This is a genomic window from Vandammella animalimorsus (assembly GCF_002285265.1).
GTDB lineage: Bacteria > Pseudomonadota > Gammaproteobacteria > Burkholderiales > Burkholderiaceae_C > Lampropedia.
On the sequence record NZ_NSJB01000009.1, the window covers coordinates 54,195 to 71,531 of the forward strand.

Annotated in this window: 16 protein-coding genes; 11 read left to right on the plus strand and 5 right to left on the minus strand. The window is 71.0% G+C overall.

Annotated features, from left to right (window positions below):
- Positions 1-104: 104 nt before the first annotated feature.
- The 5 genes from CK625_RS10660 to CK625_RS10680 form a co-directional block, all read right to left on the minus strand.
- Complete coding sequence (locus tag CK625_RS10660; protein ID WP_095540302.1) at positions 105-1,793, minus strand: hypothetical protein; 1,689 nt, start codon at positions 1,791-1,793, stop codon at positions 105-107.
- A gap of 122 nt (positions 1,794-1,915) precedes the next feature.
- A complete protein-coding gene (locus CK625_RS10665; RefSeq protein ID WP_429001312.1) occupies positions 1,916-3,007 on the minus strand; it encodes an ABC transporter permease in 1,092 nt (363 codons plus the stop codon).
- A gap of 91 nt (positions 3,008-3,098) precedes the next feature.
- On the minus strand, positions 3,099-4,346 hold the full coding sequence (locus CK625_RS10670) for an ABC transporter permease (RefSeq protein ID WP_095540304.1): 1,248 nt from the start codon (positions 4,344-4,346) through the stop codon (positions 3,099-3,101).
- 2 nt (positions 4,347-4,348) lie between these two features.
- Positions 4,349-5,365, minus strand: a complete 1,017-nt coding sequence (locus tag CK625_RS10675; RefSeq protein WP_095540305.1) for an HlyD family secretion protein — start codon at positions 5,363-5,365, stop codon at positions 4,349-4,351.
- 41 nt (positions 5,366-5,406) lie between these two features.
- Positions 5,407-6,900, minus strand: coding sequence for a TolC family protein (locus tag CK625_RS10680; RefSeq protein ID WP_172425144.1), 1,494 nt, complete (start codon positions 6,898-6,900; stop codon positions 5,407-5,409).
- 129 nt (positions 6,901-7,029) lie between these two features.
- Here CK625_RS10680 and pyrC point away from each other — a divergent pair, with 129 nt between their 5' ends.
- The 11 genes from pyrC (at position 7,030) to CK625_RS10735 (ending at position 17,190) form a co-directional block, all read left to right on the plus strand.
- Complete coding sequence (gene pyrC, locus CK625_RS10685) at positions 7,030-8,091, plus strand: dihydroorotase (RefSeq protein ID WP_095540306.1); 1,062 nt, start codon at positions 7,030-7,032, stop codon at positions 8,089-8,091.
- 142 nt (positions 8,092-8,233) lie between these two features.
- Positions 8,234-9,967: a GspE/PulE family protein gene (locus CK625_RS10690; protein ID WP_429001313.1), complete on the plus strand. Its 1,734-nt coding sequence runs from the start codon at positions 8,234-8,236 to the stop codon at positions 9,965-9,967.
- Complete coding sequence (locus CK625_RS10695) at positions 9,960-11,222, plus strand: type II secretion system F family protein (RefSeq protein ID WP_095540307.1); 1,263 nt, start codon at positions 9,960-9,962, stop codon at positions 11,220-11,222. The genes CK625_RS10690 and CK625_RS10695 overlap by 8 nt, the downstream gene beginning before the upstream one ends.
- 80 nt (positions 11,223-11,302) lie before the next feature.
- Positions 11,303-11,767, plus strand: a complete 465-nt coding sequence (gene gspG, locus CK625_RS10700; RefSeq protein ID WP_095540308.1) for a type II secretion system major pseudopilin GspG — start codon at positions 11,303-11,305, stop codon at positions 11,765-11,767.
- Positions 11,768-11,875: 108 nt separating this feature from the next.
- Positions 11,876-12,382: a GspH/FimT family pseudopilin gene (locus tag CK625_RS10705; protein WP_238945629.1), complete on the plus strand. Its 507-nt coding sequence runs from the start codon at positions 11,876-11,878 to the stop codon at positions 12,380-12,382.
- On the plus strand, positions 12,379-12,828 hold the full coding sequence (locus CK625_RS10710; protein ID WP_095540309.1) for a prepilin-type N-terminal cleavage/methylation domain-containing protein: 450 nt from the start codon (positions 12,379-12,381) through the stop codon (positions 12,826-12,828). The genes CK625_RS10705 and CK625_RS10710 overlap by 4 nt, the downstream gene beginning before the upstream one ends.
- Positions 12,825-13,493 (plus strand): prepilin-type N-terminal cleavage/methylation domain-containing protein, encoded by a 669-nt coding sequence (locus CK625_RS10715; RefSeq protein WP_095540310.1) that lies wholly within the window; start codon positions 12,825-12,827, stop codon positions 13,491-13,493. The genes CK625_RS10710 and CK625_RS10715 overlap by 4 nt, the downstream gene beginning before the upstream one ends.
- On the plus strand, positions 13,490-14,308 hold the full coding sequence (locus tag CK625_RS10720; protein WP_095540311.1) for a general secretion pathway protein GspK: 819 nt from the start codon (positions 13,490-13,492) through the stop codon (positions 14,306-14,308). The genes CK625_RS10715 and CK625_RS10720 overlap by 4 nt, the downstream gene beginning before the upstream one ends.
- A gap of 73 nt (positions 14,309-14,381) precedes the next feature.
- A complete protein-coding gene (locus tag CK625_RS10725; RefSeq protein WP_095540312.1) occupies positions 14,382-15,989 on the plus strand; it encodes a PilN domain-containing protein in 1,608 nt (535 codons plus the stop codon).
- Positions 15,986-16,570 carry a GspMb/PilO family protein gene (locus CK625_RS10730; RefSeq protein ID WP_095540313.1) on the plus strand — a complete coding sequence of 195 codons (585 nt, stop codon included), beginning with the start codon at positions 15,986-15,988 and terminating at the stop codon, positions 16,568-16,570. The genes CK625_RS10725 and CK625_RS10730 overlap by 4 nt, the downstream gene beginning before the upstream one ends.
- Positions 16,567-17,190, plus strand: coding sequence for a hypothetical protein (locus CK625_RS10735; protein ID WP_095540314.1), 624 nt, complete (start codon positions 16,567-16,569; stop codon positions 17,188-17,190). Before CK625_RS10730 ends, CK625_RS10735 begins: the two co-directional genes overlap by 4 nt.
- Positions 17,191-17,337: the final 147 nt, after the last annotated feature.

Consider the following 17,337-nt stretch of genomic DNA (forward strand, 5'->3'; position numbering starts at 1 on the left):
CTTCAGTCAAGGCCATCGCACGCGAAAGCCCCTGACGGCCCAGGCTCTCAGGGGCTTTTGCATGGCAGTCAGGGCGGCCCGGGGCCTGCTCACGATCTCGGCGCTCAGCGGCGCCGCAGGCCCAGGGCCGATGCCAGTGCCAGCAACCCGCCCAGCAGCATCAGACCCAGCGGCCCCAGCACGGGCACGCCCGGCAACCCCATGGCGCCTGGCAGCGGCACATGGAGTGGGCGGAATGCGGCGTTGACCGTGCAGGGTGCGGTCACCGGCCCGGTCGCGAAAGCATGCTCGCCCACGTGCGCACCATCGCAATCGCTGCTCACGGATTCGACCTCGTAGCCATCGGCCGGCAGCAGCGTGAACACGGCCCTGCCGCCTGCGGCCACGCTTTGCACGCTGGGCAGGATCTGGCCGCCGTCGGCGTCGGCCATGGCATGCACGGCATGGTGCGGGCCAGGCGCCCAGGGGCGGAAACGGGCCTGCACCCGGCAATCGGCCGAGAGCGGGCCGGTGAAGAACAGCTCGGCGCCAGCCCAGGATGCTGTGCCGCAACTGCTGTCGATGGCATCGAGCATCTGACCCGGCTCGGGCTTGATGACGATGGCCGCTTGCGCACCCGCAATGCCCCGCTGCAGCGCCGGAGACACCCTGCCGCCCGGGCCTGCGCTGGCGTGCACGGCCCAGCTGGCGCTGGCGCAGCCTGCGGCCCAGTCGCCGCCGGCAAAGGCATTCCACTGGGCATCGGCGGGCGAAGCCGGCTGCAGCCGGTTCGGGCACAGGGCCGACCAGGCGCCCGGCATCAGCCCCGGTGGCAACACGGCCGGCGGGCTGCCGGTGAGCAGGTTGTGCTCGACCCGCAGCCACAGCAGCGCAGTCAGGCCGCCCAGCTCCGGCAGCGCGCCGCTGAACTGGTTGTTGTTGAGCGACAGGCGCTTGAGCCTGGGCAGGCCCTGCAGGGCTGGCAATGGGCCGCTGAACTGGTTGAAGCTGGCATCGAAATCCTGCAGCTGCGGCAAATGCCCCAGCTGCAGCCGCCCGGCCAGGCGGTTGTGGCTGAGGTTGATCTGCACCAGGGCCGGCAAGGCATCGAGCAGCGGCAGCGGGCCATCGAGCAGATTGTGGTTGGCCACGAAAGCCTGCAGCTGCGCCATCCCGGCCAGGCTGGGCACAGCGCCGGTGAGCCAATTGCCCGCCACACTGAAGTGCTGCAGTGCTGGCGCACCCGTCAATGCAGGCAGCTGGCCGCTGAGCCGGTTGTCCGCAGCGCCAAACTGGCGCAGCGCAGGCAGGCCATCGAAGCGGGGCAGCGCACCGCTGAATCGGTTGCTGGTCACATCGAAAAGCTGCAGCGCGCTCAAGCCCTGCAACGCGGGGATCGGCCCGTCGAGCCGGTTGCGGCTGACATCCAGATGTTCCAGATCCGGCCAGGCCGCCAAATCGGGCAGCGGTCCCGCAAGCTGGTTGCCAAAGAGCTCCAGCCGGCGCATGTGCCGCAGGCCGTGCAGGCTCTGTGGCAGCTGGCCATCGAGCTGGTTTTGCGGCAAGCGCAAGCCCACCACGTGGGCCTGGGCCGCATCGCACAGCACCCCTTCCCAGTCGCACTCCGTGCCCGGCGCGGCGAAATCGGCGCCCTGCTTCCAGCCCGCGCGGCGATGCCAGCCATCGCCCTGCGTGTGCGTGTACACGTCCAGCAGCGCCTGGCGCTCGGCTTCAGGGATGGCCGCCTGGGCTGCCGCCAGGCCCAGCAGCGCCAGCGCTGCGCCAGCCAAGGTTTTTCGCAAGATCTGCGTCATTGGCAATCCTTTTTCTGAACCCACATCCAGCAATTCACAGCCTGCAAGCGCGCACCAGCTTTTGCCCACGTGGCCTGGATTCTAGGCAGCGGCCCGGCTGCACCCCATCGGTGATAACGCCATCACTGCGGCGCAGGCGGCCGCTGGCGGCTGCCTGCCAGCAGCGTGGCCAGCCAGCCCAGCAGCGCGATGGCGGCCAGCACGGCCAGCGGCCCCAACGCGGCGGCCAGTGGCGCGCCCAGTTGGTTCAGGCGCAGCGAGGCCTGGATGGCCGCGGTGCTGGGCGAGGCCCAGCGCAGCCACTCCAGCCAGGGCGGCAGAGCTTCGGCCGGCCAGGTAAAGCCGGCCAGAAAGGCCAGCGGCAGGCTGGTGAACAGCACCAGATAGAGCACGCGCTCGCGGTCGGCCACCCACAGCCCCAGCAGCGCCGCGCAGCCGACCACGGCGGGCACGAACAGGCCCAGCAGCGCCAGCGCGCCCAGCGGGTTGCCGCCGCTGGGGTAGTCGTGCCAGACGAACATCCAGCCAAAGTAGTACAGCCCGGCCAACCAGCCGGGCAGGCAAAAGGCCAGCAGCCGCGCCAGCCAGGCGCCTGCGCTGGCGGCGGCGCGCTGCTGCTCGCGCCAGGTAGCCACCAGCATGGCGATGCCCATCAGCAGGGTTTGCTGCAGGATCAGCAGCGCCACGGCCGCCACGACGAAGCTGCCATAGCCGCCCGTGGGGTTGAACAGGGCGGCGCTGTGCAGTTGCAACGGCGCGCGGCTGGCGGCGGCCTGCGGCGCGCTTTGCCCGCCCGCCTGCAGGCGCTTGAGCTGCACCCCGGCGGCGACGGTGCCAAAGCTTTGCGCAAAGCCTTGCTGCACCTGCTTGCTCACCAGCGGGTAGCTGCCGTGGGCATAAACCGTCACATGCACCGGCTCGCGCCGCAGCACGCTGCGCTTGAGGCCGCGCGGCAACTCGGCATAGCCGTAGATGTCGCCGCGCAGCAGGGCCTGGCGGGCCTGCTGGGCATCGGCCGTGACCAGGTTCACGGCCAGTTGCGCGCTGGCGTCGGCATAGCGCAGCAGTTGGCGCGTCAGGCCATCGGCCTCGGGCACGACGATGGCCACGGGCACGCGCTGCACCACCTGCGCGCTGTAAAACCAGGGGTAGAAAAAGCTGTAGAACAGCGGCCCGCCCACCACCAGCATCAACACGCCCTGGTCGCGGAGCATGGCGCGCAGCGCCGCCAGCCAGTGGGCGATAAAGCCCTGGCGCGGCGCGGCGTCCTCGGGGTGGGTGAGAGGTGTTGTGGGCCGGGCCATCTCAGCGCCCTCCCCACAAGGCCGGGCGCGGCAAGGCCCAGCGCAAGGCCAGCGCGCCCAAGATCAGGCCCAGCAGGCAGGCCAGCCATAGGCCGCTGACGACCGGCAGGCTTTGCGCGATGTCCGCGCCCATTTGCAATTGCTCGATTTGCAGGCGGATGTAGTGCGTGTAGGGCATGGCCGTGGCCCAGGCGTGGGCGCCGGCGCTCATGGCCAGCAGCGGAAAGCCCACGCCGCTGAAGGCGAAGGCGGGCGCGGCCAGCAGGCCCGAGAGTGACAGCGCCGTGCGCAGCGAGCGGGTGGCCGCCGCCAGCAGGCCGCCGATCACCAGGCTGGCCGCCACCAGCGAGGCCAGCGCCAGCAGCACCAAGGCCAGGCTGCCAGCGGCCTGCCAGCCGCGCCATTGCGTCAAATACAGCATGCCCGCCATGCCCACCAGCGACAGCGACAACCAGGCCGGGGCGAGCTTGCCGGCCAGCGCGCAGGCGATGGCCCACCAGCGCGGCAGGCCCGGCCCGGCCGCTACGGCCACGGTGGGTGCAGCGGGTGCAGCGGGTGCACTGGGCACAGCGGGCGGCGCGGGCAGCAGCCAGTCGCCCAGGCTGCGGTCGCGCAATTCGCGCCCGACCGTCCAGGCCCCGGCGGTCATGGCCAGCACGTGCAGCAGCGCGGGGATCAGCGCCAGGGCCAGAAAGGCCTCGTAATTGCCCGAGGGGTTGAACAGCGGCCTCAGCTCCAGCGTGAGCGGTTCGCGCCAGATGGGCAGGGCCTGGGCGGGCGTGCCGCGCTTGGCGCTGGCCTGCATCTCCAGGCCGGCGCTCAAGGTGCCGACGACCTGGCGCACATCGCGCTCGATCAGGCCCGAGTGCGTGCCCAGCTGGGCGTTGTGCAGCAGCGTCAGCGCCGCGCCCTGGCCTTGCTGGATGTGCTGCTGCGTGTGGCGGGGGATGTGCAGCACGGCATAGACCTGCATGGCTTGCAGGGCCTGCTGCGCCTGGACGGCGCTGTGCACCGGCTCGGCCAGCCTCAGCCCGGGGCTGGCTTGCAGCATGCGCTGCAACTGGCGCGCCAGCGCGCCTGCGTCCTCATTCCACACGGCGATGGGCAGGCCGCGCGGCAGGCCCGCCGAGAAGGTGGCGCACAGCAGCGCCACGGCCAGGGCCGGCACCCAGGTGAGCATGGCGCTATCCCAGGGGCGGCGGCGCAGCAGGCGCAGCTCGCGCCGCAGGCTGGGCCAGAACGCGGCCATGCTCACAGCGCCTCTTGCAGCACCACGCTCATGCCGGGGCGGGCGCCTTCGATGGGTTTGAGCGGGCGGGCGCGCACCTCAAAGGTGCGGGCGTCGAAGCCCTGGCTGGCGCGGGTGGCGCGCCAGGTGGCAAAGTCCGGCAGCACGCCCAGGAAGTACACCTCGAACGTCACGCGCTGCCCGCCCAGCGCGGGCAGCGCCGCCTCGAAGCGGCTGCCCTTGGCAAAGCGTTGCAGCAGGTCTTCGCGCACGTTGAGCACCACCCACTGGTCGCTCAAGTCTGCCACGGTGACCACGGCCACGCCCTGCGGCGACAGCTCGCCCTCCTTGGCCAGCACCTTGGCCACCTCGCCGGCGATGGGGCTGGCCAGCCGGGTTTCGGCCTGCGCCACCTGGGCCTCGGCCAGCACGGCCTGCACCTGCCGCGCCTGGGCGGCGGCGGCGGCGCGGTCCTCGCTGCGCGCGCCCTCGCGCGCCAGTTGGTACTGGGCCTGCGCGGCCTGGGCCTGGGCGCGGCTGGTGCGGGCGTTGGCGCGCGCCTCGTCGCGCTTTTGCGCCGCCACCAGCCCTTGCGCGTACAGGCTTTGCACGCGCTGGTAAGAGGTTTCGGCCAGCTCGGCGGCGGCCACGGCGCGCTGCCATTGCAGGCGCGCCATTTCGATCTCCTGCGGCCTGGCGCCGTGCTCGGCCTTCTCGGCCTGGGCCTGGGCGGCCTGCCCGGCGGCCTCGGCCTGGGCGATCTTGGCGCGCACCTCGGGGCTGTCCATCTCGATCAGCAGATCGCCCGCGGCGATGCTCTGGCCTTCGCGCACCAGCACCTTGGCAATGCGCGCGGTGATCTTGGGGGCGATGTCCACCTCGCGCACTTCCAACTGGCCTTGCAGGTACAGCGGCGCGGGCTGGGCGGCGCGCCAAAAGCCCCAGGCGACGAAGGCCAGCACGGCCAGAGCGACGATGGCGCTCAACAGGCCACGCAGCAAGGAGCGTGGGGCGGCGGGGGCAGGGGCGGAAGTGGTCATGGGGCAAAGAGGCAATCGGGGGGCATGCGGGCCGGGGCGGCTCAAGGCGTATCGGGCAGGAGCTGGATATCGGCCTGCTGCTGATAGCGCGGGAACTGCTCGCCCTGGCCGCTGCTCTCCAGCAACGCCGCCAGGGCCTTGACGTATTGGTTGGCGCTTTGGGCGCGCTCGGTCTGCACCTTGGCCAATTGCAATTGCGCGTCCATCAAATCCAGCGCGGTGCTGGTGCCCGCGCGCAGCCCGGCCTGGCGCAGGCGCAGCAGCTCCTGGGCCAGTTGCTGCTGGTCTTGCTGGGCCAGGTAGCGCGTGCGCGCGTGCTCGGCATCCAGCCAGTGCTTTTCCACCAGCAGGGCGATGTCCTGCAGCGCCTGGCGCTGGCTGTGCTCGGCCTGCTGCACCTGCTGGTGGGCGGCCTGCGCCAGCTGGCGGTGGTCGATGCCGTCCCACAGCGTCCAGCGCAGCGCCACGCCAGCCACCCAGCTGGGCTTGCCCGAGCTGGGCAACTCATGATTGGCAAAGGCCAGCACGGTGGGCTTGCGCCGCGCCTGCTGGGCATCGTGCAGGGCCTGGGCCTGGCCGCGCTTGGCCTGGATCTTGTCCAGCCCCGGATGCTGGCGCTGCGCTGCCGCGATGAATTGCGCCAGCGGCGGCAGCGGCTGCGATTGCACGAACAGCGGCGTGCTCAGGCGCAGCGGCCCCGGGTTGCCGATGCTGTTTTGCAAGGCCGCCTGGGCCAGCCGGGCGGCATCGCGCGCCTGCGCCGCCTGCTGCGTGGCATCGGCCAGCGCGCTGCGCGCCTGCAGGCGCTCGACGTGGGCGATCACGCCGGCCTGCTCCATGCGCTGTGCGGCCAGGTCGTGCTCGCGCACGGCCTGCAGGGCGCGCTCGCGCAGCGTGGCGGCGCGCTCGGCCAGCTGGGCGTCGAAGTAGCGCTCGGTCAGCTGGCGCTGCAGGCTGGCAGCAGCCAGGCTGGCATCGGCGGCGGCCTCTTGTTCGGCCGCCTCCAGCCCATGGCGCAGCGCCTGGGTCAGCCCGCCGGTGTAGAGCGGCCAGACGCCCGAGATGCTGGCCGTGGCGCGCTCGTCGCGGCGGCGCAGCGCGTAGCTGTCCGGGATGGCGGGCAGCCCGGCTGCGGCCGGGCCCATGGCGTGCGCCACATCGCCGGGCAACTGCGCCAGCGCGCCGGCCACGGCCTGGCGGAAGCTGCCCAGCCCCAGATCGGCATTGACGGAATAGGCATAGCCCGAGGCCTGCAAGGCCAGCGACGGCCGGCCCAGGCCCTGCATGCCGGCGCGGCGCAGCCGGGCGCTGTCGAGCTGGGCCTGGCTGGCGGCCAGCTGCGACGAATGGCGCAGCTGCAGCGCCTGGGCCTGCTCCAGGCTCAGGGCCTGGCTGGGCGCTGGCGCTGGCGCTGGTGCTGGTGCTGGCGTTGCCTGCGGCGCTTTCGGCGCGGCGGTGTGGGCAGGCGATGCAGGCGGCGCTGCCTGCGCCGCAAGGCAGAACAGCACGCTGGAGGCAAACAGGCGGCAACGCATGGCAGGGCTCGTGGGGGAAATATTGCAGTGGGCCGGGCAAGCGATGATACTGCGCGCCTTGCGCGCGGCGCAGCCGGGCCGCGCGCCATGTTTCATGATTGCAGCCGCGCTGCTTATTCCCCCCTTGCGATGACCACATTGACCATCACCCGCCCCGACGACTGGCACCTGCACCTGCGCGATGGCGCGGCGCTGCACACCACGGTGGCGCATGCCGCGGCGCAGTTTGGCCGCGCCATCGTCATGCCCAACCTGCGCCCGCCCGTGACCGATGCGGCCCAGGCGCTGGCCTACCGCGAGCGCATTCTGGATGCGCTGCAACAGGTGGCCCCGGGCTCGACGTTCGAGCCGCTGATGACGCTGTACCTGACCGACCGCACCACGCCCGAGACCATCCGCAGCGCCAAGGCCCAGGGCCTGCCGGCCTGCAAGCTGTACCCGGCCGGCGCCACCACCAACAGCGACGCGGGCGTGACCGCGCTGCGCAACATCTACCCGGCGCTGCAGGCCATGCAGGAGGTGGGCATGGTGCTGCTGGTGCATGGCGAGGTGACAGACCCCGAGGTGGACCTGTTCGACCGCGAGGCGGTGTTCATCGAGCGCCAGCTCATGCCGCTGCGGCAAGACTTCCCCGAGCTGAAGATCGTCATGGAGCACATCACCACGCGGGATGCCGCGCAGTACGTGGCCGAGGCCGATCAGCGCCTGGCCGCGACCATCACCGCGCACCACCTGCTCTACAACCGCAACGCGATCTTCCTGGGCGGCGTGCGGCCGCACTACTACTGCCTGCCGGTGCTCAAGCGCGAAGTCCACCGCCAGGCGCTGCTGCAGGCGGCCACCTCAGGCAACCCCAGGTTTTTCCTCGGTACCGACAGCGCCCCGCACGCCGCGCCCCTGAAGGAGGCGGCCGTGGGCTGCGCCGGCTGCTACACCGCCGCCGCCGCCATCGAGCTGTATGCCGAGGCCTTCGAGCAGGCCGGCGCGCTCGATCGCCTCGAAGGCTTCGCCGCCTTTCATGGCGCAGACTTCTACGGCCTGCCGCGCAACAGCGAGCGCATCACGCTGCACAAGCGCAGCTGGCAGATGCCCGAGGCCTACCCCTACGTCGAGACCGTGCTCAAGCCCCTGCGCGCCGGCGAGGCCATGGCCTGGCACAGCGCGCCGGCGGCCACATCGGCAGCCGGTTGAGCCCCTGCCGATGGCAGCCTGACGGGCGCGCCGCCGCCCGCACACGCAGGCGCGCCGGCCACCGCCCGGCAGGGCCGGGCGGCGCTTATACAATGCCCGCTGCATTTGCTCCCACCGCCTTTTCTTCGAGCTGCCCGTGTCCCTGACTGCCACTGCCGCCCCCCTCTCCCCCCAAGCCGCCCAGCCCGGCCAACGCCGCCTGGGCGAATTGCTGGTGCAGGCCGGCAAGCTCGGGCCGCGCGATCTGGAGCGCGCGCTGGCGGCGCAGCAGGAGATGGGCGGCATGCTCGGGCGCGTGCTGGTGCGCCTGGGCGTGGTCTCCGAAGCCGACCTGATGCCGGTGCTGGCCGGCCAGCTGCAGGTGCCGCTGGCCACCGCTGCCGATTACCCGGAGCAGCCGCTGGAAGTGCCCGGCCTGGCGCCGGGCTTTTTGCGCACCCACAACGCCTTTGCGCTCTGGCAGCGCGAGGACAGCCTGGGTGTGGCCCTGGCCGTGCCGCAGGACGGCTTCGTGCGCAAGGCCCTGCAGCTGGCCACAGGCCTGCAGATCGTGCCGCACCTGGGGCTGGAGAGCGACATCGAGCGCGCGCTGGACCAGGCCGAGGCCGCCGCCCAGCAGGCCGAGCAGGAGGCCAGCGCCGACGACCTGCTCGGCGGCCTGGATGCGGCCGATTTCGTCGAGCACCTCAAGGACCTGGCCAGCGAGGCGCCAGTCATCAAGCTGGTCAACACCATCATTGGCCGCGTCATCGACCTGCGCGCCTCGGACATCCACCTGGAGCCGTTCGAGGACGGCCTGCACGTGCGCTACCGCGTCGATGGCGTGATCAACGTGGCCGAGATCATCGCGCCGCGCCTGGCGCCGGCCGTGGGCTCGCGCGTGAAGCTGCTGGCGCACCTGGACATCGCCGAGCGCCGCCTGCCGCAGGACGGGCGCATCAAGACCCGCGTCAAGGGCCGCGAGCTGGACTTGCGCGTCTCCACCGTGCCCACGGTGTATGGCGAGAGCATCGTCATGCGCGTGCTCGACCGCGCCAGCGTGCGCCTGAATCTGGACGACATGGGTTTTGCCCCCGACACGCTGGCGCGCTTCAATGAGCTGCTGGCCAAGCCGCACGGCATCTTCCTGGTCACCGGGCCGACCGGCTCGGGCAAGACCACCACGCTCTACGCCGGCCTGGCCAAGCTCGACGCCGACAGCCAGAAAATCATCACCGTGGAAGACCCGGTGGAATACCAGCTGGCGGGCATCAACCAGATTCAAGTCCACCCGCAGATCAACCTCACTTTTGCCAACGCGCTGCGCGCCATCCTGCGCCAGGACCCGGACATCATCATGATCGGCGAGATGCGCGACGGCGAGACGGCGCAGATCGCCGTGCAGTCCGCGCTGACGGGCCACCTGGTGCTCTCCACCCTGCACACCAACACCGCGCCCGGCGCCATCATCCGCATGGAGGACATGGGCGTGGAGCGCTACCTCATCACTTCTTCCGTCAACGGCGTGCTGGCCCAGCGCCTGGTGCGCACGCTGTGCCCGCACTGCAAGCAGCCGCACGATCTGGCCCCGCAGGTGCTGCAGGACACGGGCCTGGCGCGCTTTGTGCAGCCAGGCCAGACGCTGTACCGCCCCGTGGGCTGCGAGCACTGCCGCGGCACGGGCTACAAGGGTCGCACCGGCATCCACGAGCTGATGGTGCTCGACGAGGTGCTGCGCCGCGCCATCCTGGATGGCAAGGACGCGGCCGAGCTGGCCAGCCTGGCCGCCCAGCGCGGCATGCTCAGCCTGTACGAGGACGGGCTGCGCAAGGTGGCCCAGGGCCTGACCAGCCTGGAAGAAGTCACCCGCGTCACACAGGACCAAAGCGATGCCTGATTACGCATGGCGCGCCGCCAATGCCAGCGGCCAGATCAGCAGCGGCGTGCTCTCGGCGGCCTCGCAATCGCAGGCCATGCAGCAATTGCGCGCGCGCGGCCTGCACCCGCTGGCGCTGACCCCCGCCAGCGGCGAGGAGCTGGCCCTGGCGCGCGGCCAGGCCGCTGCCAGCCAGGCGCCGCTGCTGGGCACGGCCAAGCCCAGCCGCAAGGACCGCGGCCCGGTCAACGCGCAGGACGTGCACGCCATGACGCGCGAGCTGACCATCATGCTGCGCTCGGGCCTGGCGCTGGACACGGCGCTGAAGGTGCTGATCGACATGAGCCACAAGCCGGCCATGCGCCAGTTGGTGCAGGAGCTGCTCGAGGCCGTCAAGGGCGGCAACGCCTTCAGCAAGGCGCTGGCGCAGCACCCCAAGCACTTTGACGACTTCTACGTCAACATGATCCGCTCGGGCGAGGTCAGCGGCCAGATGGCCGGCGTGCTGGCGCGTCTGGTCGAGCACATGGAGCGGCTGCGCGCACTGCGCGAGAGCGTGGTCTCGGCCTCCATCTACCCGGCCATCCTGCTGGTGATGACCGTGGCCACGCTGGTGTTCATGATGACCTTCGTCGTGCCCAGCTTCCGCCCCATGTTCGTCGAGATGGGCGATGCGCTGCCGCTGCCCACCAAGGTGCTGCTGGCCACCAGCGACGCCTTCCGCGTCTGGGGCTGGCTGTGGGCGCTGGCGCTGGCGGCGCTGGCGGCGATGGGCTGGCGCTGGCTGCGCAGCCCGGCCGGGCGCGCCTGGTGGCAGGCGCGCATCCTGCGCCTGCCCATCATCGGCGCGCTGGCCGCGCGCTACCAGATGACGCTGTTCACGCGCTCGTGGGGAACCTTATTGGGCAACGGCGTTCCGATGCTCACTGCCCTGGGCATCGCCACCGACACGGTGAGCAACCGCAGCATCCGCGAGCCGCTGCTCAAGGTCGCGCCCGCCGTCAAGGAAGGCGTGCGCGTGGTCGATGCCATGGGCAAGACCGGCATCTTCGAGCCGCTGGCCATCAACCTGATCCGCGTGGGCGAGGAGACCGGCAAGATCGGCGCCATGTCGCTGGAGCTGGCCGACATCCTCAACCGCCAGGTCGAGACCGGCATCAAACGCGCGCTGACGCTGCTGAGCCCGCTGATGATCGTCGTGCTCGGGGTCATGGTGGCCTTCATCCTGATTGCTCTGATGATGGGCATTCTCTCGATCAACCAGCTGGCCACCTGATGCGATGCGGCCCGGCCTGCGCCGCCGCCCCGCCAGCTTTTTTTTCCATAGTCTTTGTCATGCCAACACCCATTCCTCCCATGTCTGCTCCATCCACCCCACAGCGCCTGCGCGGCGCCCTGACGCGCAGCCTGCGCAGCGCGCAGCGCGGCTTCACCCTGATCGAAATCCTGGTCATCGTCGCCATCCTGGCCCTGCTGGCCAGCCTGGTGGGCCCGCAGGTCATGGGCGTGCTGGGCGGGCAGAAGTCCAAGACCGCGCTGGTGCAGATCGCCGAGATCGAAAAAGCCCTGGACGTGTTCAAGCTCGAAGTGGGCCGCTACCCCACTTCCAGCGAGGGTCTGCAGGCCCTGGTCACGCGCCCGGGCGGCGTGGCCATCTGGAACGGCCCCTACCTGCGCGGCGGCGTGCCCAGCGACCCCTGGGGCAAGCCCTACGTCTACAGCAACCCCGGCCCCAATGGCGGCGTACAGATCATGAGCTACGGCGGCGACGGCGCGCCCGGCGGCGAGGGGGAGAACGCCGACATCAGCAACGCCAAGTAATGGCAATGGTGCCGGTGCTGGTGATGGCCTGCCCGAGCTGCCGCAGCCACAGCGGCAACTGGGGCGGCTTTTGGCATCCCATCCGGCATTGACCCAGGCCACACGCCCGTGCCCCGCTTCGCCCTGCCCCCCGCCCTGCTCCTTGCCCCTTGGCCGCGCGCACCGCGCAGGCGGCAGCGCGGCTTCACGCTCATCGAGCTGCTGGTGGTCATCGCCATCGCCGGGCTGATGGCGGCGCTGGTGCCGCTGGCCTACGCCCGCATCCACGAAGGCGCGCAATACCGCGATGCGGTGCGCAGCCTCTGGACTTCACTGCGCACGCTGCGCGACGAGGCCTACAGCAGCGGCATGGTGACGCACTTCACGCTCGATTTGCGCAGCAGGCAGTTCAACCTGGGCCCGCGCAGCTACACCCTGCCCGAGGGGCTGGAGCTGCGCACCACCGTGGCCGAGCTGGACCCGCAGGCCGGGCGCGAGGTGGCCGCCATCTGGTTCCTGCCCGAAGGCGGCTCCACCGGCGGCAGCATCGAGCTGCTGCGCCCCAATGGCGATGGCACGCGGCTGCGCGTGGACTGGCTCACCGGCGACATCACGCAGGAGCCGCTGCTGCCATGAATGCCCGCCGCTCAAGCCCAGCGCGCGCCGCCGCCGGCTTCACGCTGATCGAGGTGCTGGTGGCGCTGTTCATCATGGCGCTGGCGCTGGCGCTGCTGTACCGCACGCTGGGCAGCAACACCCAGGCCGTGGCCATCAGCGGCCAATACCAACGCGCCACCATGCTGGCGCAGTCGCTGCTGAGCGCCCACGACGCCTTGCCCGAGTCGGGCTGGAACGCCCAGGGCCAGTCCGGCGGCTTTGACTGGCAGGTCAGCAGCCAGCCCTACGCCAGCGCGCCACAACAGCAGCGCCTCAGCGTGGTGCCGCTGCACGAGCTGAACATCCGCGTGTCCTGGCGCGACGGCGAGCACGAGCGCGTCATCGCCCTGTCCACGCTGCGGCCGCAGCGCCACATCGACGGCAGCGCCAACGCGCTGCCCGATGACGCAGGAGCGCCGCAATGAAACGCATGGCGCGCAGCATGGCGCACGGCTTCACGCTGCTGGAAATGCTGGTGGTCATGGCCTTGCTGGGCCTGGTGATGCTGGGCCTGGGCTCGTCCTTCTACAGCCTGGCGCAGACCGAGACGCGCATCGACGCGCGCCTGGACCGCGCCAGCCAGCTGCGCAGCGCCATGCACTTTCTCGATCAGACCCTGGGCCATGTGGTGATGCGCCGCCGCCCTGGCGTGCTGCGCGAGCACGAGTTGCGCTACTGGTTCGAGGGCGATGCCCAGCGCATCCGCTGGATCGGCATCATGCCCGCGCGCTACGGCATGGGCGGGCAGCACTTCTTCCAGCTCGCCGCCGAGCCCACCGAGCAGGGCCAGGCCCTGGTGCTGCGCTTCATGCCCTGGCAGGACCTGCCCCAGCTGCCCGAGCCCAGCCAGATGCAATCGCGCGTGCTGCTCAATGACTTGAGCCACTTCGCCATCCGCTACCGCGGCGAGGAGCAGGACGCCATCGCCTGGGCCGAGCAATGGCGCTTTCCCTTCCAGCTGCCCTCGCACGTCATGCTGGAGATGCACACCACGCAGCTGGCGCTGCCGGTCAAGATCATTGCGCTGCGCCGCCCGGGCGCGGCCTCGCAATCGGGCAACCGCGCCACGGTGGGCGGAGGCAACGGATGAGCCCGCGCAGCCCCATGCCCCAGCGCAGGCTGCGCGCACGCGGCATCGCGCTGATTGCCGTGCTCTGGGTCGTGGCCATCATGAGCGTCATCACCGTCGGCCTGGTGCAGTCGGTGCGCTCGGAGATCAAGACCACCGCGCTGGAGCGCCAGCGCCTGCAGGCCCAGGCCCTGGGCGAAGCCGCCATCGCCCTGGCCGCGCAGCAGGCCGACCTGCTCGCCCAGGAACACCCCGACCAAGGCGTGTTCGAGCTGAACGTGCAATACGGCGGCATCAGCATCCCGGTGCGCATTCAGGGCCTGCACGGCTTCGTCAACCTGAGCAGCGCGCCGCCCGAGCTGCTGGCGCTGTTGCTCGAGCGCATCGGCGGTCTGAACGGCGCTGCCGCGCAGGAGCTGGCCGCGCGCATCGTGCAGTGGCGCGACGAGCCCACCAGCAGCGGCATTGCGCGCGGCATCGAGGCCCCCGAAGACCTGCTGCAAGTGCCCGGCATGCACTACGCGCTCTATGCTAGAGTGGCGGGCTTTGTGACTGCCAGCCTGCGCTATGGCAACCTGGATCTGCGCTCCAGCCCGGCTGAGCTGCGCGCCCTGTTCGGCCTGCAGCCAGGCGATGCCGCACCCGGGGGCGCAGCGCAGCGCATGGAACGCATCCAGCTGTTCTTTCGCTTCACCGCCCTCGTGCCGCAGGAGGGCACGACCTTCGAGCTCACGCGCGACATGCGCGTGAGCCATTTTGCGCAGCGCAGCGGCCTGTACTGGCAGGTGCTGGACAGCCGCATCCGCGTGACCAACGCCGATGCCACTGCGCCCTGAAGCCGCACCCTGAAGCCCTTTGCCCTATTTCCGTGTTTGGCCCGCCATCTCCCGTATTGCTCCCATTGCCCGCATGAGCGCACCGCCCTCTTCCATCCCGCCTGAAAAGCCCAACGACTCGCCCTGGGTGCTGTTCGGCCTGGACCTGCGCACCATCGGCCGGGACTGGCTGCAGGCCATGAAGCAGTTGCACCGGCGCGCGCCGCTGCGCTGGTTCGAGCTGGAGCCCAGCTACCAGCTGCTGCGCGCCGATGGCAGCCTGGCCCGCTGGCAAGGCGGCCGCCTGCGCCCGCAGGAGCCGCAGCCGCCCTCGGGCGACCACGGCAGCCACGCGCCGCTGTGGGCCATCGAGCTGCCCGAGGCGCTGCTGCTGCGCCGCAGCCTGACGCTGCCGCAGCTGCCCGCGGCCCAGATCCGCCAGGCCGTGGCGCTGGACATCGTCAGCAGCAGCCCCTTCCCCGAGGACGAGCTCGTCTGGGGCTTTTGCGAGCGGCCCAGCGGCCAGCACGGCGGCGCCCGGCAGATCGAGGCGGCCTTTGGCGCGCGCCAGCACATCCAGCAATACCTGGACGGGCTGCGCCAGCGCCCGCCCGCCCAGGATGGCGCCGCGGCCTTGCCCGCCGCCTGGCCCCTGGAGCGCAGCGAGCTCTGGGCCTTCACGCCGCAGGGCGGCCAGCCCATCGTGCTGCAGGGCTTTGCCGAGGGCATTGCCCAGCAGGCCATCAACGCCCGGCGCCAGCGCACCTGGCTGGCCCTGCTGCTGGCTGCCGCGCTGCTGGCGGCCCTGGCCGTCACGCCCACCTTGCGGCTGCACAACCAGGCCATCGAGGCCAATCAGGCCTACCACGCGCTGCTGGCCCAGGCCAGCGGCCTGGACGGCGAGCGCACGGTGCTGATGAGCGCGCTGGAGAGCGCCACCCACATCCAGGCCCAGATGGCGCGGCGCGTCAACCCGGCAGAAGTCATCGAGCTGCTGAGCAAGCTGCTGCCCGACGACGTCTCGGCGCTGGAGCTCAAATGGGACGACGAGGCCATCGACCTGACCGCCGAGGCCGGCAACGCCGCCGCCATCATCCAGCTGCTGAGCGAACAGCCAGCCTTTGCCGAGGTGCGCACCACGCGCCCGGTGCAAGTCGTGCCACGGGCCGACAAGGAGCGCTTCTCCGTACAAATGCGCCTGGCGCCCGGGGCGCTGAACACCGGCTACACGAGCGAGCCCCTGCCTGAGGCCACGCCGCCGGCAGCACCGGCTGAGCCAGCGGCTGCGCCCGCCCCCCAGCCCGATGCCGCAGCCGGCGCTGGCAGCACGGCCGCTGCGGCGCCCACCGCAACGCCGGCAGCGCCCCAGGCTGCCCAGGCCGCCCCGACCGACTCCGGCGCGACCCCGCCTGCGGCCAGCCGCAGCCCGCAAGGCCAAAGCGAGGTGGTGGCCCCAGGCGCCCAAGCCCCAGCCCCGGCGCTGGCCTTGCCTGGCGCCTCGCTGGGCAAACCCGTGCCGGCCAACATGCCCGGCGTTGGCCAGCCACAGGCCGCAGGCGGCAGCGCCGCGCCGCCGGTGGCCGAGCCTGCGCCCACGGCGCCAACCGATGGCAACGCCCCTGCCCAGGCAGAGGTCGAAGCGGAGACTGAAGCCGAGACCGAGGCCATGGACGAGCCCGCCCAAGGAGGACCCGCGCAGTGAGCACCGCCCAACCCACCACCGCATTGGCGCAGCGCCGCCTCTCCAAGGACAGCCTGCTGCAATTGCTCACCGCCCTGCTGGTGCTGGCCGCGCTGCTCGCCGGCGGCGCCTATGTGGTGAAAAAGCACCTCTGGGCCCAGCAGACCCTGGCCGACATTGGCCCGCGCTACCAGCGCCTGCTGGGCATCACGCAATCCGAAGCGCAGATGCAGCAAGCCCTGCAGCGCAGCGCCCAGCTGCTGGACGCCTACACCTACCCGGCCGAGCGCGACACCGGCCAGATCGGCACCGACATCCAGCAAAAGCTGCGCGCAGCGTTCTCCGGCACGCAAATGGTCATCCAAAGCAGCCAGGTGCTGCCGGAGGAAGAGCAGGAAGGCCATCTGCTGGCCATCCCCGTGGAAGTGCGCATGGAAGGCAACCTGAAAAGCCTGCGCCAGGGGCTGGTGGCCCTCTCGGCCCAGCGGCCCACCATCCAGATCGCCTCCATCGCGCTGCAAGCCGGGCGCAAGCTCAGCCCGCACGAGCCCATCCAGCTCATTGTGCAAGCGCGCTTTTTCGTCTGGAGGCGCGCCGCATGAACACACCTCGTTCTTCGATCGCGCTGCTCTGGCTGCTGAACTTGGCGCTGGCGCTGGCCCTGGCATTGGCCTGGCTGCTCTGGGGCCGCTCGCGCTGGACTGCGCCGCCGGCCATCGCGCCGGATTACACCTCGGCCCTGCAGGGCGCGGCATTGCCCGGCCAGCTGCAGCTGGCCGATTACCCGACGATCACGCAAAAGCCGCTGTTCGAGCTTGAGCGCAAATGGCCTGATCCAGCGCCGCCGCCCCAGACTCCGCCCGCGCCGCCGCCAGAGCCCGAGCCGGCCCAGGCTTTCGATTCGGCCCGGCTGCTGGGCGTGTACGACCAGGACGGCCAAGGCGTGGTGATTGTGGAAATCGAGGGCAAGAGCCGGCGGCTGCGCCTGGGGCAAAGCCTGGAGGGCTGGACGCTCTCGGCCCTGGATGCCCGCTCGGCGCGCTTCACGCGTTCTGGTCAAAGCGCCAAGATACTGAGCATCGAGCGCCGCCGCCCGCCGGTCAAGGACCATGCCGCGCCGGGAGCAGCCCCCGCTGCGCTGCCAGGCACTGCCATCGGCAACCGGCGCCCGATCATCGCGCCCGTGCCCGCCGCCGCGCCGCGCCCCTTGCCGCCGCGTTGATGCTGCGTGCCTCCCCCTTGCACAAGCCAATGAATCGCCTCACTTCGTAACGAATTTTTCATGCCATTGAAGCCCGCTGCCTGCCTGGCGCGGTGGCCGACGCGCCCGCTGTAATACAGTGCCCCATTGCTCCAATGGATCCGATTG